At 69.9% G+C, this 22,258-nt stretch carries 16 protein-coding genes; 10 read left to right on the forward strand and 6 right to left on the reverse strand.

Translation table 11 applies throughout. The annotated features are described in order from the left end of the window. Nucleotides 1–182: 182 nt before the first annotated feature. Nucleotides 183–2,288: an APC family permease gene (locus tag ACFC14_RS07755; protein ID WP_376107125.1), complete on the reverse strand. Its 2,106-nt coding sequence runs from the start codon at nt 2,286–2,288 to the stop codon at nt 183–185. Between the two features lie 336 nt (nt 2,289–2,624). Here ACFC14_RS07755 and ACFC14_RS07760 point away from each other — a divergent pair, with 336 nt between their 5' ends. Beyond that, nucleotides 2,625–3,401: a hypothetical protein gene (locus ACFC14_RS07760; RefSeq protein ID WP_376102600.1), complete on the forward strand. Its 777-nt coding sequence runs from the start codon at nt 2,625–2,627 to the stop codon at nt 3,399–3,401. On the opposite strand, the gene ACFC14_RS07765 is transcribed toward ACFC14_RS07760, so the two are convergent. Together ACFC14_RS07765 and ACFC14_RS07770 are read right to left on the reverse strand one after the other, a co-directional pair. Then, a complete protein-coding gene (locus tag ACFC14_RS07765) occupies nt 3,402–5,471 on the reverse strand; it encodes a sensor histidine kinase (RefSeq protein ID WP_376102603.1) in 2,070 nt (689 codons plus the stop codon). Then, on the reverse strand, nt 5,468–7,357 hold the full coding sequence (locus ACFC14_RS07770) for a hypothetical protein (RefSeq protein ID WP_376102606.1): 1,890 nt from the start codon (nt 7,355–7,357) through the stop codon (nt 5,468–5,470). Before ACFC14_RS07770 ends, ACFC14_RS07765 begins: the two co-directional genes overlap by 4 nt. 427 nt (nt 7,358–7,784) lie before the next feature. On the opposite strand from ACFC14_RS07770, the gene ACFC14_RS07775 reads away from it, so the two are divergent. The 3 genes from ACFC14_RS07775 (at nt 7,785) to ACFC14_RS07785 (ending at nt 10,435) form a co-directional block, all read left to right on the forward strand. Beyond that, complete coding sequence (locus tag ACFC14_RS07775) at nt 7,785–8,498, forward strand: response regulator (protein WP_376102609.1); 714 nt, start codon at nt 7,785–7,787, stop codon at nt 8,496–8,498. 23 nt (nt 8,499–8,521) lie between these two features. Next, nucleotides 8,522–9,592: a VanZ family protein gene (locus ACFC14_RS07780; protein WP_376102612.1), complete on the forward strand. Its 1,071-nt coding sequence runs from the start codon at nt 8,522–8,524 to the stop codon at nt 9,590–9,592. 108 nt (nt 9,593–9,700) lie between these two features. Further along, nucleotides 9,701–10,435: a GTP pyrophosphokinase family protein gene (locus tag ACFC14_RS07785; protein ID WP_376102615.1), complete on the forward strand. Its 735-nt coding sequence runs from the start codon at nt 9,701–9,703 to the stop codon at nt 10,433–10,435. 149 nt (nt 10,436–10,584) lie between these two features. Here the strand turns inward: ACFC14_RS07785 and ACFC14_RS07790 are convergent, their stop codons facing one another. The 3 genes from ACFC14_RS07790 to ACFC14_RS07800 form a co-directional block, all read right to left on the reverse strand. Further along, nucleotides 10,585–11,949 carry a D-alanyl-D-alanine carboxypeptidase family protein gene (locus ACFC14_RS07790; protein WP_376102618.1) on the reverse strand — a complete coding sequence of 455 codons (1,365 nt, stop codon included), beginning with the start codon at nt 11,947–11,949 and terminating at the stop codon, nt 10,585–10,587. A 285-nt stretch (nt 11,950–12,234) separates the two neighbouring features. After that, the gene (locus ACFC14_RS07795) at nt 12,235–13,449 is read right to left on the reverse strand and encodes an amidohydrolase (protein ID WP_376102620.1); all 1,215 of its coding nucleotides are present in this window, start codon (nt 13,447–13,449) and stop codon (nt 12,235–12,237) included. 107 nt (nt 13,450–13,556) lie between these two features. After that, nucleotides 13,557–14,207, reverse strand: a complete 651-nt coding sequence (locus ACFC14_RS07800) for a TetR/AcrR family transcriptional regulator (protein WP_376102623.1) — start codon at nt 14,205–14,207, stop codon at nt 13,557–13,559. A gap of 156 nt (nt 14,208–14,363) precedes the next feature. Between ACFC14_RS07800 and ACFC14_RS07805 the strand changes: the two genes are divergently transcribed. From ACFC14_RS07805 to ACFC14_RS07830, 6 genes are all read left to right on the forward strand, one after another. After that, on the forward strand, nt 14,364–16,028 hold the full coding sequence (locus tag ACFC14_RS07805; protein ID WP_376102625.1) for an ABC transporter substrate-binding protein: 1,665 nt from the start codon (nt 14,364–14,366) through the stop codon (nt 16,026–16,028). A gap of 105 nt (nt 16,029–16,133) precedes the next feature. Further along, the gene (locus tag ACFC14_RS07810; RefSeq protein WP_376102628.1) at nt 16,134–16,958 is read left to right on the forward strand and encodes an ABC transporter ATP-binding protein; all 825 of its coding nucleotides are present in this window, start codon (nt 16,134–16,136) and stop codon (nt 16,956–16,958) included. Continuing rightward, a complete protein-coding gene (locus ACFC14_RS07815; protein WP_376102631.1) occupies nt 16,955–17,761 on the forward strand; it encodes an ABC transporter ATP-binding protein in 807 nt (268 codons plus the stop codon). Before ACFC14_RS07810 ends, ACFC14_RS07815 begins: the two co-directional genes overlap by 4 nt. After that, entirely contained in the window at nt 17,758–18,846 is a 1,089-nt protein-coding gene (locus tag ACFC14_RS07820) for an ABC transporter permease (RefSeq protein ID WP_376102634.1), read from the forward strand. The genes ACFC14_RS07815 and ACFC14_RS07820 overlap by 4 nt, the downstream gene beginning before the upstream one ends. 1 nt (nt 18,847) lies before the next feature. Beyond that, nucleotides 18,848–20,011, forward strand: a complete 1,164-nt coding sequence (locus ACFC14_RS07825) for an ABC transporter permease (protein WP_376102637.1) — start codon at nt 18,848–18,850, stop codon at nt 20,009–20,011. Beyond that, complete coding sequence (locus tag ACFC14_RS07830; protein ID WP_376102640.1) at nt 20,011–22,257, forward strand: glycoside hydrolase family 3 N-terminal domain-containing protein; 2,247 nt, start codon at nt 20,011–20,013, stop codon at nt 22,255–22,257. The genes ACFC14_RS07825 and ACFC14_RS07830 overlap by 1 nt, the downstream gene beginning before the upstream one ends. Nucleotide 22,258: the final 1 nt, after the last annotated feature.

Below are 22,258 nucleotides of genomic sequence, written 5' to 3' on the forward strand. Positions count from 1 at the left end.
GGCTGACGGCTGACGGCTGACGGCTGACGGCTGACGGCTGACTCCGGTCGCACTTGATGCCGGAATTGCTGCGTCAATGCGACATAAAGTGCGACCGGAACGGAAGAGGCACGGAACGGAAGCGGCGCGGGAGCGGAAGAGGCGCGGAACGGAAGAGGCGCGGGAACGGAAAGGGGGCCGGGTCACTCCTGCGGCGGACCGGCGGGACGATGCGCGCGGCGTCCGTTCACGACCACCGGCCGCCCGGCGCGCTCCTGACCGGGCAGCGGACGGGAGCGGCGACCGTAGATGAGCTCCGACGAGTCGAGCAGCCAGGGCACGAGGGTGATCGAGACTCCGTGCACGAGCATCAGCTGATTCGCGAGGCGGCGGGCGCGACGGTTGTGCAGGAACGACTCCCACCAGTGCCCCACGATGTACTGCGGCAGGTACACGGTGACGACGGACGAGCCGTGCTTCTCGCGGTACTGCTTGATGAACTGCGTGACCGGCTGCGCGAAGGAGCGGTACGGCGATTCGACGATCACGAGCGGGATGGGCACGAGGTGGTCGGCCCACTCCTGCTGCAACGTCGCGGCATCGTCGGAGGCGACGGCCACGTGCACCGCGAGCGTCTTGCCGTGCTTGGCCGCGATCGCATAGTCGATGGCCTTCACGACGGGCTTCTGCAGGCGGTTGACGAGCACGATCGCGAGGTCTCCGGTGGCGCCGAACTTCGTCGTGTCGTCGATCGCGATCTCGTGTTCGACGTCGCGGTAGTACCGCTTCACACCCAGCATGAGGAACGCGAGGATCGGGATCGCGAAGAACACCAGGTAGGCGCCGTGCGTGAACTTGGTGACGGTCACGATCAGCAGTACGGCCACCGTCATCACGGCGCCGGCGGAGTTGATGATGAGCCCGATCTTCGCCGAACGACGATCGGAGGCGGATGCTCCGTCGATGCCGGATCCTGCCCTGTCCTCGACCGGTCCTCGCAGCACGCGTCGCCAGTGCCGCACCATGCCGATCTGCCCGAGGGAGAACGACACGAAAACGCCGATGATGTACAGCTGGATCAGGGTGGTGAGCTTCGCCTGGAACACCACGAGCACCGCGATCGCCGCGATGCCGAGCAGGATCATGCCGTTCGAGAACACGAGGCGGTCGCCGCGGGTGTTGAGCGACTTCGGAGCGTAGCCGTCGCGGGCGAGCACCGCCCCCAGCAGCGGGAAGCCGTTGAAGGCGGTGTTCGCGGCGAGCAGCAGCACGCACGCGGTCGCGGCCTGCACGATGAAGAAGGCGATGCTCCCGCCGCCGAACGTCGCCGAGGCGATCTGCGCCATCAGGCTCGGCTGCGGGTTCGTGCAGTCGAAGCCGATCAGGTCGCACGGGTTCTCGGCGTAGTGCACGCCGGTGATGAGGGCGAGCGCGGTGAGCCCCGCGAACAGGCAGGCCGCGATCGACCCCATCAGCACGAGCGTCGACTGGGCGTTGCGCACCTTGGGTGCCCGGAACGCGGGCACCCCGTTCGACACCGCCTCGACGCCGGTGAGGGCGGAGCATCCGCTCGAGAACGCACGCAGGATCAGCAGGATCACGGCCGCCTGGCTGAGACTCTCCGCCTGCACGGAGAAGTCGTGGCTCGAGGCGACGGGGGCATCGCCCAGGAACGTGCGGATCAGGCCGGTGACGATCATGACGCCGACCGAGCCGATGAACACGTACGTGGGGATGGCGAAGACGAGCGAGGCCTCGCGCACCCCGCGCAGGTTCACGACGATGATGAGGATCACGAAGCCGACCGCGAGTTCCACGCGGAACGGGTCGAGGCCGGGCACCGCCGAGATGATGTTGTCGACACCGGAGGCGACCGACACGGCCACGGTCAGCACGTAGTCGACCAGGAGCGCTGCGGCGACGATCACCCCGGGGATCTCGCCGAGGTTCTTCGATGCGACCTCGTAGTCGCCACCGCCCGAGGGGTAGGCCTTGATGAGCTGCCGGTAGCTGAGCACGACCACGATCAGCAGCACCACGACCGAGATCGCGACGAGCGGCGTGAACGAGAGGAAGGTGAGCCCGCCGATGAGCAGGATCATCACGAGCTCCTGCGGCGCGTAGGCCACCGAGCTCAGCGCATCCGACGCGAAGATCGGCAGCGCCATGCGCTTGGGGAGCAGCTGGTCGTCGACCTGCTGGCTCGTCAGGGGTTCCCCGATGATGATGCGCTTCGCGCGCGGTGGCGCGTCCGCGCCTTCCCTGTTTTCGACTGACACGTCCGGCGACACTACGCCCGCTGACGGCATCCTCACGCGATCCTCACGGAATCCCTACGGCCGGATGCGCGACCCTCACGGAATCCTTACGCCCGCGGGAGAGGGACGGTGAGGGGGAGTGGATCACCGTCCCCCGGTCCGATGGGCACCGCCGCTGCCGAACGGAAGAGCGGTGCACCTCGACACTCTCCGTCCCGGTGTCCCGGGCGCGAGGGGCCGTCGTCCCGAGCCCGGGGGAGACCTCGTCCGGGTGCCCGACGGCGCCGCCCGTCGAGTCGTGACGCCCGCCCCTGACGCCCGGGATGGCCGGACGCCGAGAGTGGCGGCGTGCCCGCTCGGGGCGCACTGACAGAACAGGAGAGACGGATGTCTCAGACCACCGCCGCGCGAACCCGCGGCTCACGCCCACCGGCCGCACCCCGTGCAGGCCGCCTCTGGCTGCTGTGGGGTGTCGCCGCCGGCCTTCTCGGCTTCGCGGCCACCATCCTCTTCGACGTGCGGCCGTGGACCGAGGCCGACTACGAGCGCGGCGGTGTGCTCATCGCCGCGGCCGAGGATATGCCCAACCTCGATCCGATGGGCAACCAGCTCGGCTTCCTCTTCGGGTTCGCCGCCGTCGCCTGCCTTCTCGTGCTGCACGGCGCCTGGCGCGTTCGCACGGAGCGGGTCCGGAACTCGGTGGCCTCCCGGGTCTTCTCCGCGGGACTCGTCACCTCGGCGGCGGGGCTCACGTTCGGGTACGGGTGGAAGGGCTCCCTCGCCCTCTACGGCCACGGCGGCCCGGAGTTCGGGAGCTTCGGCGACGAGGGCCTCCTCGTGTTCTACGCGCTGACCGACTTCGGCGCCTTCATCCCGTGGTTCGGGGTGCTCGTGTCGCTGGGAGCGCTCGCCGCCATGGCCTGGGTCGAGCGCTCGGTGTCGCGCATCCTCGGCACTCTGCTCGCGGGGCTGGTGCTGTTGGTGACGGCGGGGTACATCGTCACCGGCGTCCCCGGACTCGCGGGCCCCGTGGGCGGTCTCGGCCTCGCTTTCGCGTCGCTGTGGATGCTGGTCGGCCGCCGCGGCGTTGCGATCGGGGACCGTGTGGCGACGCACCAGGTCGCGGCGGCCTCCGCCGAGTCCGGCGCGGAGCAGCGGCGCTGATCATCTCAGCCGTGGGTCGGCGGCACGCACCAGCACGAGCGTGCCGCCGTCCGCCGGCTGTTCCCAGGCGATGCGGAGCCCCGCCTCCTGCGCCCACTCGCGCATCGACGCGAGACCGACGCCCGCGCCCGAGGCCTCACGCATGCCGCGCCCGTCGTCGCGCACGCACAGGACCACGCCCTCTTGGCCGCCCAGCGTGACCTCGACGGACGCGGCCTCGGCGTGGCGCACCGCATTCAGAAGAGCCTCGGCCGCGATGCGCAGCAGGATGCCGGAGCGGCCGGGATCGAGGACGAGGGTCTCCGCGACGGAGAGATGCACCGTGCTTGCCGCGCCGGCGAACGACGTCACGAGGCTGTGCAGCTCGGCCGCGAGGTCGTGCACCTCAGTCGTGCCTCCGCGCGCCAGTCCGGTCAGCGTCACGGTCTGCGCGTCCAGCAGAGCGTCGACTCCGGCCGCGGCGGCCTCCGCTGCCGCGCGATCGCCGCGGGCCAGGAAGTTGGATGCGGCGGCGAGTGAGAATCCGGCACCGGCGAGTGCGGGCCCCAGGCCGTCGTGCAGCTCGCGGCGGAGCGCCCGACGCTCGGCATGCCGCGCCTCCGCCGCCCTCCCCCGCGCCTCGTCCAGTGCGGTCGATGCGATGGCGAGGCGCACGACGACGCCGATCACGGGGACGAGATCGGCGATGGCTTCACGGGCTCGTCGCCCCACGGGCAGCTCCGGGTCCGGGCCGGTGACGGCGAGCACCGTCATCGCCCCGCTCTGCCCTCCGGGTCGCAGGGTGAAAAGGGAGGGGAGACCCTCCGGTGTGCCGACCAGCACCCCCACGGCGTCATCGCCCGCCGACGGCGCCCCCGGCTCGGCGGTGGTGCTGATGCGCACCGAGCCGAGTCGCAACGTGCGGCGCAGCGCCGAGGCCAGCGCGCGCAGGCCATCGGTGCCGGTGGCGATCTCGCCGACCTCGGCTCCGAGAGTGCGCACGAGACGTTCCGGCGCTCCGGATTCGCCGTAGACGAGCCGGTCGACGCGGCGGTGGATGAGGCGCCTGGCGGGGAGCAGGCCGATCGCGATCACCGCGGCCGTCGTGAAGACCGCGATCGGGGTCGGCGGCGCCAGGGTCTCGAGTGTCGTGACGATGAGCAGGTATCCTCCGGCGGCCAGTACCGCGAGGATGCTGGTGGTCAGCACGGCGCTGACGGCCACGTCGATGCCGCGAAGACGGTGTTGCAGGCCCATCACCAGCACGGCGGAGGGATAGAAGATCTGCCCGACGATCGGGGCGATGGTGCCGAAGACCCAGATCGGCGCTGCGAGCTGAAGCGACGCGGGCAATACGGTCACCACGTAGGACGCCGTGAGGAACACGTGGCCGACGAACAGCCACAGCAGCGGCGACCTCTCGTCGCGCTGTGCCCGCATCGCCTGGCGCGCCAGGATTCCGGCGACCACGAGCGACGAGCACAGCGTCAGCGCCGCCGCGACCGCGTACGCGCCCGGGAGCAGGCTCTGATACTCGGGCCAGGGTGGTGCGAGTGGGTTCTCGAGGGGGCCGTCGCCCTGCTGCGTCAGGGACGACACGGTGGCCACGGCGGCGGCGACCACGACCACGCGCACCAGCACGCGGCGGAGCACGGACCGTCGTCTGGGCAGGAGCAGCACCGGCACGATCGCCGTCAGGAAGGTCCCCGGCACGAAGGCCCACCCGCCGGCATACGCGAGCAGTCCCGCTCCGGGGAGCGATGGATGCGCGAGCGACAGCAGACCGTACTGCACCCCGAACGCCGCGAGTCCGGAACCGACCGCGTGCACACCGAGCAGGATCGCCACCGGCTGCGGGCGGCGCAGCAGCAGCACGGCGGCGAGCGGCGCGTAGACGACCGCGACGGTGACGCCGATGTCGTCGAAGCGCGCCTGAGCCTCCGGCGGCGCCGGGGAGAGGAAGGTGCCGGCGACGGGGGCGGCGGGGAGCTGGAAGATCCAGGCGAGGGCGACCGACGCGGCAGCCAGTCCCCACGCCGGGATCAACACGGCGAGTGCGGCGAGGGTCCGTGCCGGTGCGGGGCGGTTCATGCCTTCCCCGTCACGGTCAGAGTGGTGGTCGACCCGTCGTCGTCGGTGCGGTATCCGGCCTCTTCCGCCCGTGCTCGGATCGCACCGAGTATCGGTCGGACGTGCTGTCGGGCGCCGACCAGCCGCAGCTGCCACCGGTCGTCGGAGTCCACGACGACTTCGATGCGCTCGATGCCGCCGCGACGCCGAGCGCGCAGGACCGCCTCCGCGACGAGGTGGTACACCGCCTCCGGGCGCTCGGGCTCGTGCCGCACATCTGCGAGAAGGGTCGGGTGTTCGAAGCGTGCCGCCAGATCGGCGAGGGCGCCCGGCAGGTCGCCGGCATCCAGCGATCCGGGCAGGAGCGTACGTGCCAGGTCTCTCACGTCGGTCGTGGCCGCCTGCAGCGCCACGGTGGTCCGGCTGAGGAGCGCCCCTGGATCCGTGGCTCCCGGCAGGCCCTGCAGGTCGCGGCGGATGCTCGCGAGCGCCGGAACGATCCCGGCCTCGATCTCGGCACGGGCGAACCGGCGCTCACTCGCGGCGATGCGTCGGGCCCGATCGCGCGCCTCGCGAAGTCCCTCGTTGACCTCGGCGAGGAGCACGGCGACGCTCAACACCCCGCCGATCCGGCGCAGCGCATCGATCGTCCGCGGTTCGGGGCGACGACCTGCGGTTCCGCACACCTCCACCGTTCCGCATGGTCCGTCTGCCGCGACGAGGGTGATGGTCTGCCGGGTCGCCGGATCGATGCGCCCGGCCTCGACGCGGGTCCCCTCTCCCGTCGAGGAGGTGATGGCGACCCCGCCGAGCCGCAGGGACTGCCGGAGGGCAGCAGCCAGGGCGCCGAGCGACCCGCTCTCCCCTCCCGCGATCTCCTCGCTGACCGTCCGGAGCAGTGCGCGGGGATCGGCCGATCGCCCGTAGAGCAGCTGGTCGACCGCACGCTGGATGCCGCGGCGGGCAGGCTCGGCGCCGATGGCCAGGAGCACGACGGCGATCATCCCTCCACTGGTGGGAGTGGGCGGGGCAAGCTGGGCCGCGCTCGCCGCGACCGCGCCGTACGCGACGAGCAGGGCGGACACCAGCAGCACCCCGACCGCGAAGCGCGCACGCGGTGGGTCGACGGCATCGGGAGCACGCGCGATCGCCGTGAGGAGGAAGGATGCCGCGGCGAACAGCACGCCGGCGGGGAGGAATGCTGCGGCGAACGCCGTGCCGATGAGGGAGGGTCCGCTCTCGTCGCCGACGATGTAGCCCCCGACGCCCGAGAGCAGGAGTGCGAAGTGCGCGATGGCGAGCCAGAGCGCGGCTTCTCGATCCGGGGAGGGACGACGCGCCGCCGCCCACAGGATCATCAGGCCGGATCCGAGCGCGAGCGCGAGCCACACGATCCACAGTGCGGCGGCGAGCGGGACAGGCCGACCCTGCTGGAGTTCCGCGGCGCTCGTGACACCGATCGCGGTGGAGAGCAGGGCTCCGGCGACCAGGAGGGAACGCGACCGGAGCATGACCGCCGCTCCGAGAACGCCCGCGACCGTGAGGCCGCCCGGCATCCAGGCGACGCCGAGGATATCGAGCCAGAGGCCGCCGTCGATCCCGGTCGCGTGGAGTCCCGAGGCGAGGGTGGACAGCCCCGCACCGACGGCCGTCACCGCCAGGGCGATCGGGAGCAACGGACCGCCGCGCCCCCCATGCCCGCCTCGGGCCGGGAGCAGGGCTGCGGCACCGCCGAATCCGAGCGCGGCGCTGAGGGTGCCGACGGCCTCGATGCCGGAGGCCGAGAGCAGGCACAGCACCATGCCGGTGAGGGCGGGCAGCCACGAGGACACGAGCAGGAGAGCGACGGGCAGCGTGCGGGTGGCGCGCGGCAGTGCCTCCGTCGTCGTGCGTGCGGCGGCCGTCATGGGCACGGGCGCTCCTCTCTGCGCCTCAGTGTGCCCGAGCGGTGACCGGCGAATCCAGCATCCGACGCGTCCCGGGTCGCATCTCCCGTGACGTCGGGACGCGGCCCCCTCTCGATCGGGACATCGGGACGCCTATCGTCGGCTCTGGTCGACGATGTCACGTCGACGCGAGGAGGGACCATGCGCGGTCGAGCGGGGCGAACCGTGCCAGAACGGGCGCAGACTGCGGTCGGCGTCCGTCGGCGTGCTGGGGGACGCCGATCCGGGTGGCTCTCGACGGCTTCGAGCCGGTCGGGCGACAACGGGGACTCGGCGGAAGCAGATGGGGCTGCTTCCGCCGAGGATGCGCCGCGCCCGCGCCCGCGCCCGCAGCCGCCGGAGCGCAGCGGTGATGCGCCACGGTCTGGGGACCGCTAGCGTGAGCGGCATGCCGGAGCAGCCGATCGATGCGGGTGCGTCGGAGCTCGAGGGCTCCGTGCGCATCTTCGTCGTCGACGACCATCCCGTCTTCGCGTACGGCATGTCGAGCTTCCTCGAATCGATCGAGGGCTTCGAGGTGGTCGGTCGGGCGGGCACGGAAGACGACGCCGTCGAGGGGGTCCTGGCCGCGCAGCCGGACGTCGTGCTCATGGACGTGGACCTCGGCTCGGGGTCGGGTATCGAGGCCACGCGCCGCATCGTCCGCGCCGCCCCCGGTATCGGGGTGCTCATCGTCACGATGCTCGGCGACGACGATTCCGTGTTCGCCGCGCTGCGTGCCGGAGCCCGCGGCTACCTGCTCAAGAGCGCTCTGCCCGACGAGATCGAGCGGGGGCTGCGGGCGGTGGCCGCGGGCGACGTGCTGCTCACCGCGGAGGTCGGGCGGCGGGCGATCGACCTGCTCTCCGGGGCACGCACGACCGGGCCGGTGGTGTTCCCCGAGCTCACGCACCGGGAGCGCGAGGTGCTCGACCTCATCGCCCGCGGGCTCGACAACCAGGCGGTCGCCCGCCGGCTGGTGCTCTCCTCGAAGACGGTGCGCAACTATCTGTCCGGCATCCTCGCGAAGCTCGCGGTCTCCGATCGCAGCGCGCTCATCGTCCGGGCGCGCGAAGCCGGACTCGGCCAGGACGCCGCCGCGCCGCATCCCGACCCGGGCTGAACGCGCAGCTACACTGGCACGCTGTGGAAGATCAGGTGCTGCTCGGGTTCATCGCGATCGCGATCGGAGTGGCTTTCGGCATCCTCCTGTTCGTGCCGTTCGTGGCGATCAGCTACCGCCGGCGCGGGCGGCTCGGCCTCGGGCGCACGCTGCTCTGGCTGTCGGCCCTGATCTACTTCTGGGCGATCTGGACATACACCCTGCTTCCGCTGCCCGACCCCGACATGATCCGCTGCGTCGGGGCGATCACCGATCCGATGTCGGTCGTGCGCGACGTGCAGAAGGCGTTCGCGGCGCCGGGCAACCCGCTGCGGCAGCCGGCCCTGCTGCAGCTGGTGTTCAACGTGCTGCTGTTCGTGCCGCTCGGATTCTTCGTCCGGGTGCTCGCCGGCCGCGGCATCCTGACGGCGCTCGTGGCCGGGTTCGGACTCTCGCTGCTGGTCGAGACGACGCAGCTGACCGGAGTGTGGGGCGTCTACCCCTGCGCGTATCGCTTCTTCGACGTGGGCGATCTGATGACGAACACCCTCGGCGCCGTCGTCGGCTGCACCCTGGCGCTCATCGTTCCACGGCCGATGCGCGGCGCGGAGGCGCGCCCCGACGCCGATCTGCCCCGTCCGGTCACCCGCGGCCGCCGTGTGCTCGCGATGTTGTGCGACTTCCTCGCCTACGGGTTCGTGAGCATGGGAGCCGGCGTGATCGTGCAGGTGTGGCTGGAGTTCGTCGTGGACGATCGCGCCGCGGTTCTCGACGGCAGCCTCGCGTCGGCGGCGGCCACGATCGTCCCGTCCGCGCTGTTCCTGGTGCTCATCCTGGTGGGCGGGCGTTCGATCGGCGACGTCGCCGTGCAGCTCCGCTACGGCGGGTCGCGTCTGCCGGCACCGTTCGCACGTCTTCTCCGCTGGGCGGGCGGCATCGGCGGGATCAGCGCTCTTCAGCTGCCGGGCGGGATCTTCGGGTTCGCGGCGGCCGTCCTGTTCCTCGCCGCGGTCGTCCTGCCGTTCACCACCCGCGCCGGGCGCGGGCTCCCCGGCATCCTCTCCGGCCAGCACCTTCGGGATGCCCGAACCCCCGCCTCCACCTCGGCGCTCTAGCCCCCACCCGCCGCGACCGGAAGCGCCCGGTGGCGCGCCCGCATGGGAATCGTGAGGACATCGGACTTCCACAGCGGTTTCCGATCACGAACGCGTAACGTCGATGCCATGTCGACCGTTCACGTCACCGAGGACACGATCAACCAGGCCCGCGAGTTGCGTGACGAGCTGCAGCGGTTCCTGCGCGAGTACGAGTTCGGGATGCGCGAGGTCGAGACCAAGATCTCGATCCTCCGCGACGAGTTCACGCACGACCACGCGTACAACCCGATCGAGCACGTGAAGAGCCGGCTGAAGTCGCCGGACAGCATCGTCGAGAAGATCGCCCGCAAGGGGATCGATGAGCCCGACTTCGACCGCATCCGCGCCGAGATCACCGACATCGCCGGCGTGCGCGTGACCTGCAGCTTCGTCGCCGACGTGTACCGCCTGTTCGACCTGCTCACCGCGCAGGACGACGTGACCGTGCGCACGGTCAAGGACTACATCGCGCACCCGAAGGACAACGGCTACAAGAGCCTGCACGCGATCATCGAGGTGCCCGTGTTCCTGTCGACCGGTGCGCTGTCGGTGCCGGTCGAGGTGCAGTTCCGCACGATCGCGATGGATTTCTGGGCCAGCCTCGAGCACAAGATCTACTACAAGTTCTCGAACCAGGTGCCCTCGCACCTCGTCGACAGTCTGTCCGACGCCGCGGATGCTGCCTCCGAACTCGACAGTCGCATGGAGCGCCTGCACCGCGAAGCCCACGGCGTGCCCCAGCGTCAGCTCGCGCCGCCGCCGCCCCCTGCGCCGCGCTCGACCCCGCCCGCCCCGGCTGATCCGCGGGTCGTCGGGGTCTAGCCATCCGGCGCCCACCCGCGTCGTCGCTGCTCGCGCCAGCTGCGGCCAGTCGCACTTCCCGCGGACGTTTGGCGGCAGAACGGCCGACGGGAGTGCGATTCACCGACGGGAGCGCGATTCACGCTCGCACGAGCGGGCCGCCTCAGCCCTCAGTCTCCCGTCGCTGACCCGAGCTCGGCCGGGTGGGTGAGCCGCCACCACTCGGACGGCGGGTCAACGCTCCCCTTGATCTCGACCGGGGCGGTCACGGTCTGCGGCCCGGCGGTCCAGGTGATGCTCCCCACGACCGTGCCGTCGCGGTAGGTCGGCGGAGTCTCGATGTCCATCGTCGCGACGATCGGGGTGTCCGACCAGGTGAAGATCGCCGCATCCTCGCCGACCACAAGCTGGGCCGTGGATCCCCAGGGTGTCGTGATCGTGCCGATCTCCTGTCCGGATGTCGCGACGGGCACTTCGTGGAAGCCGGTACGGATGCTGTCCAGGGTGGCGAGCACGCTCCCGTTCACGGATTCGCGTGTCGGTCCTCCGAGGATGACGCCGGTCACCGCGAGTGGGTCGGCGGTGCCCACGACGAGTGTCGCGGTGTACAGCAGGCTGTACGTGCCCTGGCCGAGGGAGCCGGTCTTCAACCCGGTGATGCCACTGGTTCCGAGCAGGCCGTTGGTGTTGTACAGCTGGCCGGCGCCGGGGAGAGAGATCGACGGGGTCGCGACGATCTGAGCGATCGTCGGATCCGCCGCGGCCAGCTTCCCGATGGCCAGGAGGTCGGCAGCCGTGCTCGTATTGCGCGGGCTGATGCCGGTGGGCTCGGTGATCGTGGTGCCCGTCAAGCCGTGGGCGGAGAGCCAGTCGCGCGTCGCGCCGAGGAACGCGTTCTGCGATCCGAAGATGTGGGAGGACAGTGCCTCGGCGTAGTTGCTCGCCGAGGGGATCAGCATGGCGGCCAGGGCATCGTGCAGCGACATCGAGGTGCCCGTGGGCATGGGGGCGATGGTCGCGCCCAGCACGTAGTAGCGGTCGTAGAGATCGTGGTCGGCCTTGCTGAAGGTGATGGTGGGCCCGGGATCGTCGGCGGAGGCGAGCGGCACGGCGTCGAGGATCACGAGCGCGGTGATGAGCTTGGTGATGCTCGCGATGGGGAGCGGGTCGCCGGTTCCGCTCGACGACCAGATTCCGCTCGCCCCTGCACCCAGGTATTCGTCCGCGCCGGAGATGCTGATCGCCGATGAAGAGGCGGGGACTGCGGCGATGGACGCGGCCGCACCGGCCGGCACGGGCGGAATCTGCGACGTCACCTTCGGCGGATTCACGGGAGCGGTGAGAGCCCACGCGATGTAGCCTCCGGTCGCGGCCAGCAGCAGGACGACACAGACGGCGGTGATGAGGAGCCCCCGGCGTCGGCGTCGTCTGCGGACCCCCGGATCGAGATCGCGAGAGGAGGCGAACTCCTGCTCGTGGGTCATCAACTCCGCGAAGTCGGACAGCTCGTCCGTCGGTCGGTCCGGCCCCGTCAACGAGAGAGCCCGTCACCGAGCGCGTCCGGCATGAGCACGAGGTACCTCCATGAAAGTCCGCTCCGACCTCGAGGCAGAGCCCTTCCGAGGAACCATGTGTAGTCATCATGGCGGACAACCGCCGCCCGCGCTATCGGCCATTCGGGGGACACGCGCCCTGGCCTCGCACCGGCCGCGGAGATCGGCACTTCCGTCGGCCGTTTCTCGCCAGAACGGCCGACGGAAGCGCGTTTCACCGAAGGAAGCGCGGGCGGGCCGGGCCGCAGCCGCGACCGAGCCCGCGGTCTAACCCAGGAACTCCCGCGCCGCGGCCGACAGTGCCGTCACGCCGACCTCGATGGTCGGGTGGATCTCCGGGGCGAAGAACGGCGAGTGGTTGGTCGGGATATCCTTCTCCAGGCGCCCGGCCGCGCTCGCCTCGGCAAAACGGACCGGGTCGATGCCGCCCCAGAACCAGAACACCAGCGGCACCCCGGCATCGCGAGCGAACCACGAGACGTCCTCGCTGCCGGTGAACATGCCGGGGTCGATGACGGATGCTTCGCCGAGGGCACGCTGGAGTGCTGCGGTCACCCGTGCCGTGGCATCCTCGTCGTTGATCGTCGCCGGAAGTGTGTGGTCGGTGCGGATCTCGGGCTCACGCTCGGCGCCGGATGCCGTGGCCTCGGCCCGCACGATGCGCTCGACGCTCGCGAGCACCTTCTCGCGCGCCTCTTCGTTCGGATAGCGCAGGCTCAGCTCGAGCTTCGCCTCCGCGGGGATGATGTTGTTCTTGAGGCCGGCGTGGATCGAGCCGACCGTCACCACGGCCACGCCCTGCGGGTCGATCTCGCGCGAGGTGATGGTCTGCAGACGCATGACGGTCGCCGCGGCCATGACCACCGGGTCGATCGTGGCGTGCGGGCGGGAACCGTGGCCGCCGCGTCCGTGCAGTGTCACGGTCAGGCCGTCGGATGCCGCCATCTGTGTTCCGCTGCGCACGCCGATGATGCCGGCGGGCAGCGGGGTCACGTGCTGGCCGAGCACGACGTCGGGCTTCGGGTAGCGGTCGAGGATGCCGGCGTCGAGCATCGCGCGCGCGCCGGCGCCGTACTCCTCGGCGGGCTGGATCACCACGACGAGGGTGCCCGACCACTGATCGCGTTCGGCGACGAGCTTCTCGACCGCGCCGATCATGGCGGTCACGTGCATGTCGTGGCCGCAGGCGTGCATGACGGGAACGGTCGTGCCGGCGGGGTCGACGCCGTGGGCGGTGCTCGCGTAGGCGAGACCGGTCTGCTCCTCGACCGGCAGTGCGTCCATGTCGGCGCGCACCCACACGACCGGCCCGTCGCCGTTGCGCAGCACGCCGACGACGCCCGTGACGCCTACGCCCTCTTCGACCTCGAGCCCGAGGTCGCGCAGATGCTGGGCGGCGATGCCGGCGGTGCGCGTCTCCTGGAACGAGAGCTCCGGATGCTGATGCAGGTCGATGTACAGCGCTTCGAGGTCGATCGTCATGGCCCGAGCCTAGCCGTGGCAGCTCGCCTCGCCGAGACCCCTGGTTTCCGCCGACACCCCGCCTCCGCGACAGCGCCAGGGCGGGGTCTCGACGAGAAGTCGGGGTCTCAGCTCGTGGAAGCCGCGTACCTCGACAGCTCGGGTCCGGGGTGCAGCACGCCGTTCACGATCGCGCGGATCGCGAACTCGCTCGCGCCGCCCAGCTCGACCGTTCCGGGGTGCAGGAGCCACTGCAGCTGCAGCCCGTCCATCACCGCGAGGATCGCGGCCGCCGCGTCGGCGATCGTGTCGGGGTCTCGCACACCCTCCTGGGCGCACAGCTCGTGGAACGCCGCGGTGACCTCGCGCCGGAGCGTCGTGTACCGGTCCTCGAAGTACTCCCGGCCGGGGTGGTCGTCGGTCACGGATTCGGACGAGAGCACGGTGTACGCCTGCACGATACCGGGGCGACGCTCGTTGGCGTAGGCCGTGCGCACCAGGTGCAGGAAGAGCTCGGGGCCGCCGGGGATGTGCTTCTCGGCGAGTTCGGCGACGTCGGTCTGATCGCGATAGGAGAGCACTTCGAGCAGCAGCTTCTGCTTCGATCCGAAGTGGTGGAGCACCCCGGCGTGCGTGATCCCGACCTGGTCGGCGACGTCGGCGAGGGTGCCGTTGGTCGAGCCCTTGTTGCCGAAGATCTCCACGGCCGCCTTGAGGATCTGCTCGCGTTTCGCGAGGGTCGCCGGGCGCACGCGGACGGTCTGGTCGCTGTCTGCCACCGCGGCCTCCTCTCTCTCGCAAGCCGTGCTTGCGAACTAACTTACTCCTCGGTAACCTCACGGAAGCTTACTTTCTCGACAGTAAGCAAATCACGACGGCCGGCGGACCCCCATCCACCGGCGCCACAGCACAACGACCGTGCCCAAGGAGAAGCAATGAAGCTCAGAAAGTCTCTGATCGCGGCGACCGCGATCACCGCCCTCGGTATCTCGGCCCTCGCCGGATGCTCCGCAGGAGGTAACGACGACTCCGGCAGTGCCGCCGGCGGCGCCGCCCTCACGATCGCGAAGCCGGATGGCGCGATCACCACCGAATCCAACAACCCGTACGTCGGCGACTCGTCCGCATCGAAGTACGGCTACGGCAAGGTGATCTTCGAGACCCTCGCCCTCGTCAACCAGACCGGTGACCGCGGAGTGACCCCGTGGCTCGCCGAGAGCCTCGAGTGGAACGACGACTACACGCAGCTCACGGTCGTCCCGCGCAAGGACGTCACCTGGAGCGACGGCGAGCCGTTCACCGCCGACGACATCGTCTACTCGTACGAGCTCGCCTCCACGCCCGCGCTCGACACGGCCGGTCTCCAGCTGGACAGCGCCGTGGTCGAGGGCGACAACGTCGTGCTGACGTTCGGCGCATCGAAGTACGTCAACCTGGGCCGCGCCCTGCACGTGCCGATCGTCCCGAAGCACATCTGGGAGAACCTCGACGACCCGGCCACCGATCCCGTCAAGGGCGACGACCTGGTCGGCACCGGCCCCTACGTCCTGTCGAACTGGTCGACCGAGTCGGTCACGCTCGACGCGCGCGACGACTACTGGGGCGGCGACCTCGCCGTGCCGGAGCTGCACTACGTCTCGTACGGTGACAACACCGCGCTCACCACGGCTCTCGCAGGCGGCGACGCCGACTGGGCGCAGGCCTTCATCCCGCAGATCCAGGAGCAGTTCCTCGACGCCGACCCCGAGCACAACAAGTTCTGGGCAGCTCCCACCACCGGCTCGGCGACCCTGTTCATGAACCTGCAGCAGAAGCCGTTCGATGACCCGGCCTTCCGTCAGGCGCTCGCCTGGGTGATCGACCGCGACGCCTACGTCGACATCGCACGCGAGGGCGCCAGCGAGGCCGTCTGGTCGGTGACCGGTCTGTCGTCGATCCTCGAAGACGAGATCCAGCCCGAGTTCAAGGACGTGGACTACTCGGTCGACGCCGAGAAGGCCCGTGACCTGCTCGAGACCGCCGGCTACACCTGGAAGGACGACGCGCTGATCGACCCCGACGGCGCACCCGTCTCGTTCACGCTCTCGGTGCCCTCGGGGTGGAGCGACTGGAACACCGCGCAGGAGCTCATCGCCGAAGACGTGACCGATTCCATCGGCGCCGAGGTCAAGATCGACATGCCCGACTGGGGCGGCTGGGCGGACCCGCGCGACAACGGCACCTTCTCGGCGATCATCCACTGGCTCGAGGACAGCGGCACGGCCTACGGCCTCTACACCTCGACCATGGACCCGCGCTGGATCTCGGACGGCAAGGCCGGTTTCAACTTCGGCCGGTTCGAAGACCCGGAGGCGACGGCCGCGCTGAACTCGTACGCCAACGCCTCGTCGGATGAGGAGCGCACCGCGGCACTCGACACGCTGCAGACGATCTTCTCCGAGCAGGTGCCGGCGATCCCGCTGGGCGCGCACCCGCTGCTGGGCGAGTTCAACACCCGCAACTACGTGGGCTGGCCGTCGGAGGAGGACCCGTACGCGTCCGCCGACCCGACGCAGCAGAACATCGTGCAGATCCTCACGAAGCTCAAGCCCGCCGAGTAGGACTTCGACAGGCTCAGCCACCCACGGCCGGACTTCGACAGGCTCAGCCACCCATCTGGGTCCCTGAGCCTGTCGAAGGGCCCGCCCCCCCACGAAGGACACCCCATGCCAGACCCCCTGCTCAGCGTGCGCGACTTCTCGGTCGTGTACGACGTCGATCCGCCCGTCGAGGCGGTGAAGAACGTGACCCTCGAACTGCAGCGCGGCGAGATCCTCGGTCTCGCCGGCGAGAGCGGATGCGGCAAGACCACGCTCGCCTACGGGGTGCAGCGCCTGCTGCGCGCCCCGGCCGTCATCACCAGCGGAAGCGTGACGTTCCACGATGCGACCGGCGTCGACATCGACATCAACGCGCTCGATGTGGATGCCATGCAGCGGTTCCGCTGGGACAAGGTGTCGATGGTGTTCCAGGGCGCGATGAACGCCCTCAACCCGGTGGCGACGATCGGCTCGCAGCTGGAGGACGTGTTCGAGATCCACCGCCCCGACATGAACCGCAAGCAGCGCCGGGCCGAGGCCGAGGAGCTGCTCGAGATCGTCAAGGTCGGGCGCCAGCGCATCCGCTCCTTCCCGCACGAGCTGTCCGGCGGCATGCGCCAGCGCGTGATGATCGCGATGGCCCTCGCCCTCCGGCCGCAGCTCATGGTGATGGACGAGCCGACCACCGCGCTCGACGTGCTGGTGCAGCGGGAGATCCTCAAGCAGATCTCGCAACTGCGGCACGAGTTCGGCTTCTCGGTGATCTTCATCACCCACGACCTTCCGCTCCTCCTGGAGATCAGCGACCGGATCGCGATCATGCGCGAGGGCGAGATCATCGAGCTCGCGACCGCAGAGCGAATCTGGACGCAGCCCGCGCACGAGTACACGAAGACGCTGCTGTCGTCGTTCCCGCGACTCACCGGCGAGAGAGGAGTGCTGGTGCGATGACCACCCTCGAATTCCGAAACGTCACGAAGGCGTACAACGTCCGCGGCGCCGGCCAGATCAAGGCGCTCGACGAGGTGAGCTTCACCCTCACCTCCGGCCAGACGATCGGCCTGGTGGGCCAGTCCGGCAGCGGCAAGTCCACGATCGCGAAGATCCTCACCCAGCTCGAGACCCCCACCAGCGGCGAGGTGCTGCTCGACGGCACACCGATTCCCCGTCGCGGCAAGGGACTGCGGAGGTACCGGCAGCAGCTGCGCATGGTGTTCCAGGACCCGTTCGCCTCGCTCAACCCGTACCACTCGATCCGGTACCACCTGGAGCGCCCGATCCGTCTCGACGACGTCGCGCCGAAGAAGGAGACGGAGAACGAGGTGCGCCGGCTCCTCGACCGCGTGCGCCTGGATGCGGATGCCGTGATCGACCGTCGACCCCACGAGCTCTCCGGCGGGCAGCGGCAGCGCGTCGCGATCGCCCGCGCGCTGGCCTCCCGTCCGTCGCTTCTCGTCGCCGACGAGCCGGTCTCGATGCTCGACGTCTCGATCCGTCTCGGCGTGCTGAATCTGCTCGCCGACCTGCAGCGCGAAGAGGGGCTCGGCGTGCTCTACATCACCCACGACCTGGCGACCGCCCGCCACTTCAGCGACGAGATCATGGTCCTCAACCAGGGGCGCGTCGTGGAGTACGGCACCGCCGACGACGTCATCCTCAACCCGCAGGATCCGTACACGCGAGAGCTGCGATCCGCCTCCCCCGACCCGGACAAGTTCTTCGCACAGGCCGCATCGAACGGAGGCGCACGGTGAGCTCCGCATTCCCCCAGCTGGATGACAACGATCTGGTCGCCCGCGACGCCCTCGAGGTCGGAACCACCGCGACCACGGCGCAGCGCGGGCAGCGGCTCGTGCCGTGGCGCTTCTTCGCCGGGCGCGCGGGCTTCTACCTGTTCACCCTGTGGGCGGCCATCACGATCAACTTCTTCCTGCCGCGCCTCATGAAGGGCGACGCGGTCAGCTCCTACCTCGCCCGCAACCCCAACGTCAGCCCCGAGGCGGCCGACGCTCTGCGCATCCTGCTCGGCATCGACACCGACAAGTCGGTGTGGCAGCAGTACATCGAGTACTGGGCGATGCTGCTGCGCGGCGACCTCGGCATCTCCACGCTGCACGGCCTTCGGCCGGTCGCCGAGGTGCTCGCCGCCGCCCTGCCGTGGACCCTCGGTCTGGTCGGCATCGCGACGATCATCTCGTTCACGATCGGCACGGTCGCCGGCGCGATCGTCGGCTGGAAGCGCGGCAGCAAGCTCGACGCGATCATCCCGGTGACGACGTTCTTCAACACCATCCCGTACTTCTGGCTCGGCCTGATCGCCATCGCGATCTTCTCCTCCACGCTGAAGTGGTTCCCCTCCTCACACGCGTATGACAAGGGGCAGTCGCCGGAATGGAGTTTCGACTTCATCGGCCAGGTGATCATGCACGGCACTCTGCCGGCGCTGACCATCGTGATCGCCTCGCTCGGCGGATGGGTGCTCGGCATGCGCAACATGATGCTGACCGTGCTCGACGACGACTACATCACGGTCGCGCAGGCCAAGGGCATGCCCAACAAGCGAGTGCTCTGGGGCTACGCCGCTCGCAATGCGGTGCTGCCGCAGATCCAGAGCTTCGCGCTGTCGATCGGCTTCATCGTCGGCGGCACGATCGTCATGGAGATGGTGTTCAGCTACCCGGGCGTGGGCAAGCTGCTGCTCGACGCGACCAACGCCAAGGACTTCGCCCTCATGCAGGGCGTGTTCCTCGTGATCACGCTGTCGGTGCTCGTGGCCAACATCCTCGCGGATGTCGTCTACGCCTACCTCGACCCGCGCACGCGCCAGATGGAGTCCTGAGATGACCGTTCCCACCACTGCAGCGAGCACCGCGCCCGACGGGTCGCCCGTCGTCTCGGGCATGCCCGAGACCGCGACACTGCGCACGCCGCCCACCGGCGCCCCGGCGCACAAGACGTTCTGGTCGCAGCTCGGCCAGGCATTCGCGATGTTCCGCAACCCCAAGTCGATCGCGGGGCTCATCATCCTCGGCGTGTTCGTGGTCATCGCGATCCTCGCACCCTGGATCGCGCCCTACGGACCGACCCAGAAGGACCGCACCGCGCTGCGTCAGCCGCCCTCCTGGGAGCACTGGCTGGGCACCACGCACATGGGGGAGGACGTGCTGAGCCAGATCATCTACGGCACCCGCGGTGTGATCGTCGTCGGCTTCCTCGCAGCCTTCATCGCCACGATCATCGCGATAACGATCGGCGTGATCGCCGGCTACGTGCGCGGCTGGAAGAGCGAGTCGCTCTCGGCGCTGACCAACGTGTTCCTGGTGATCCCCGGCATCCCGCTGATCATCATCATCGCCTCGCAGTTCGACAACCCGCCACTGATCGTGATCGCCGCGGTGCTCGGGTTGACCGGATGGGCGTGGGGTGCACGTGTGCTCCGCGCCCAGACGATGTCGCTGCGCAACCGCGACTTCATCCAGGCCGCACGCGCCAACGGCGAGCCGCTGCGCCGCATCATCACGGTCGAGATGCTGCCGAACCTGATGGCGCTCATCGCGTCGAGCTTCGTCGGCACGGTGACCGCGGCCATCCTCGGCCTGACGACGCTGGCCTTCATCGGCGTGATCCCGGTGAGCAACCTCAACTGGGGCACCATCCTGTTCTGGGCGCAGCAGAACGGGGCCTTCCCGCGGCTGTGGTGGTGGTACGTGCCCGCCGGGCTCTGCATCGCGATCATCGGCGTCGCCCTCTCGCTCATCAACTTCGGCATCGACGAGTACGTCAACCCGCGCCTGCGCTCGGCGGGAGAGCGGGCCAGGGCCATGAAGAAGAAGGGGCTGGACGTGAACGACGCCGTCACGGCCGTCCGCAGCGTGCCCCTGCCGCGAAAGAGCGCCGATCCCGTAACGTCGGCGGCCTCGCCCGACACCTCCGACTCGCCCGACACCTCCGACTCGCCCGACACCTCCGACTCCTCGACGATCTCGACCCAGAACCCGAAGTGATGACCTCTCAGACCCTCACCACCGCCCTTCCCTACCAGGACCCGGCCCTCTCGATCCCCGAGCGCGTGGCCGACCTCCTCTGCCGCATGACGCTGGAGGAGAAGGTCGGGCAGATGCTGCAGCTCGACGCGCGCGACGACCTCGACGACCACATCGCCCGGCGGCACGCGGGATCGATCCTGCACACCTCGCCCGAGCGCATCCTGCAGGCGAACGAGCTGACGGCCGAGACCCGGCTCCGCATCCCGCTGCTCGTCGGCGAGGACTGCATCCACGGGCACTCGTTCTGGCCGGGAGCCACGATCTACCCGACGCAGCTGGGCATGGCCGCGTCGTGGGATGCCGAACTGCTCGAGCGCGTCGCCCGGGCGACCGCCGAAGAGGTCGCGGTGACCGGCATCCACTGGACGTTCTCGCCCGTGCTGTGCATCGCCCGCGACCTGCGCTGGGGCCGCATCAGCGAGACCTTCGGCGAGGACCCGTTCCTGATCGGCGAACTCGCCTCGGCCATGGTTCGCGGCTACCAGGGCGACGGCCTCGACGACCCGACCGCCATCCTCGCGACCGCCAAGCACTTCGCCGGGTACTCCGAGACCCAGGGCGGGCGCGATGCGAGCGAGGCCGACATCTCGCGCCGCAAGCTCATCTCCTGGTTCCTGCCGCCGTTCGAGCGCGTCGCCCGCGAGGGGTGCCGCACGTTCATGCTCGGCTACCAGACCACCGACGGCGTGCCGATCACGACCAACGACTGGCTGCTCAGCGACGTGCTGCGCGGCGAGTGGGGGTACACCGGCACCCTCATCACCGACTGGGACAACGTCGGACGCATGGTGTGGGAGCAGCGGATCCAGCCCGACATCACGCATGCGGCCGCAGCGGCTGTGCGGGCCGGCAACGACATGATCATGACGACGCCCGCCTTCTACGAGGGGGCCCTGGATGCCGTGGCCCGCGGGATGCTCGCCGAGGATGCCTTCGACGCCGCAGCCGCCCGCATCCTGACGCTCAAGTTCGAGCTCGGACTCTTCGAGAACCCGCGGTTGCCGGGTGCCCAGCTCGACGCCGTGGTCGGCAGTGCCGCCCACGCGGAGCTGAACCTCGAGACGGCCCGACGCTCGATCGTGCTGCTCGAGAACGACGGGGTGCTGCCACTCGACCCGACTGCCCCGCTGCGGGTGGCCGTCACCGGACCGCTCGCCGACGACGCGCAGACGCAGCTCGGCGACTGGGCCGGCGGCTCGGGGCAGGCCGGCTGGCTCGACGGACAGCCGCGCGAGATGATCACGACCGTTCTCGACGGCCTGCAGGCAGTCGAGGGGTGGAGTGTCATGCACGCCCGTGGTGCCGACATCCTCACGCTGGAGGAAGACCCGAAGGGCGCCTTCTTCCCTGATCACCAGCCGCGTCCCCCGGTGGTGAAGGCCTGCGCGCCGGATGCCGCGCTGATCGCGGAGGCCGTGGCGGCGGCATCCGACTCCGACGTGGTCGTGGCGGTCGTGGGCGACCGGATCGAGCTCGTCGGAGAGGGCCGCTCGACCGCGACGCTCGAGCTCATCGGCGGGCAGAACGCCCTGATCGACGCGCTCATCGCGACCGGAAAGCCCGTCGTGATCGTGCTGCTCGCCTCGAAGCCGCTCGTGCTCCCGGCATCCGCGTCGAAGGCCGCCGCCGTGATCTGGGCGGCGAACCCGGGGATGCAGGGTGGTCGTGCGCTCGCCGAGATCATCTCCGGCGCGGTCGAGCCCTCCGGTCGGCTGCCGATCTCGTTCGCCCGGCACGTGGGCCAGCAGCCGACGTACTACAACCAGATCCGCGGACAGCACGGCGATCGGTACGCCGACCTCACGCAGTCGCCGGCCTGGGCGTTCGGTGAGGGCCTGTCGTACACGACGGTGGAGTACTCCGACCTGGAGTTGGAAGCGACCACGCTGGGGGAGTCCGACACGATCGTCGGGCACGTCACGGTGGCGAACACGGGCTCACGGCCGGTGCGCGAGACGGTGCAGGTGTACGTGCGCGATTCGGTGACGAGCGTGAGCTGGACCGACAAGGAGCTCAAGACCTACCGCCAGGTCGACATCGCTCCCGGGGAGTCCGCGCGCGTGCGCGTGGAGCTGCCGGTCGCCGACTGCACGATCGTGGATGCCGCCGGAACGCGTCTGGTCGAGGCCGGCGCGTTCGAGCTGCTGGTCGGCCCGAGCTCCCGCGACGAGGTGCTCCTCTCCGCTGACTTCGAGGTCGCCTGAC

Origin of the sequence: Microbacterium sp. NPDC055988 (genome assembly GCF_042269505.1) — a bacterium.
In the GTDB taxonomy this organism is placed as follows: Bacteria; Actinomycetota; Actinomycetes; order Actinomycetales; family Microbacteriaceae; genus Microbacterium.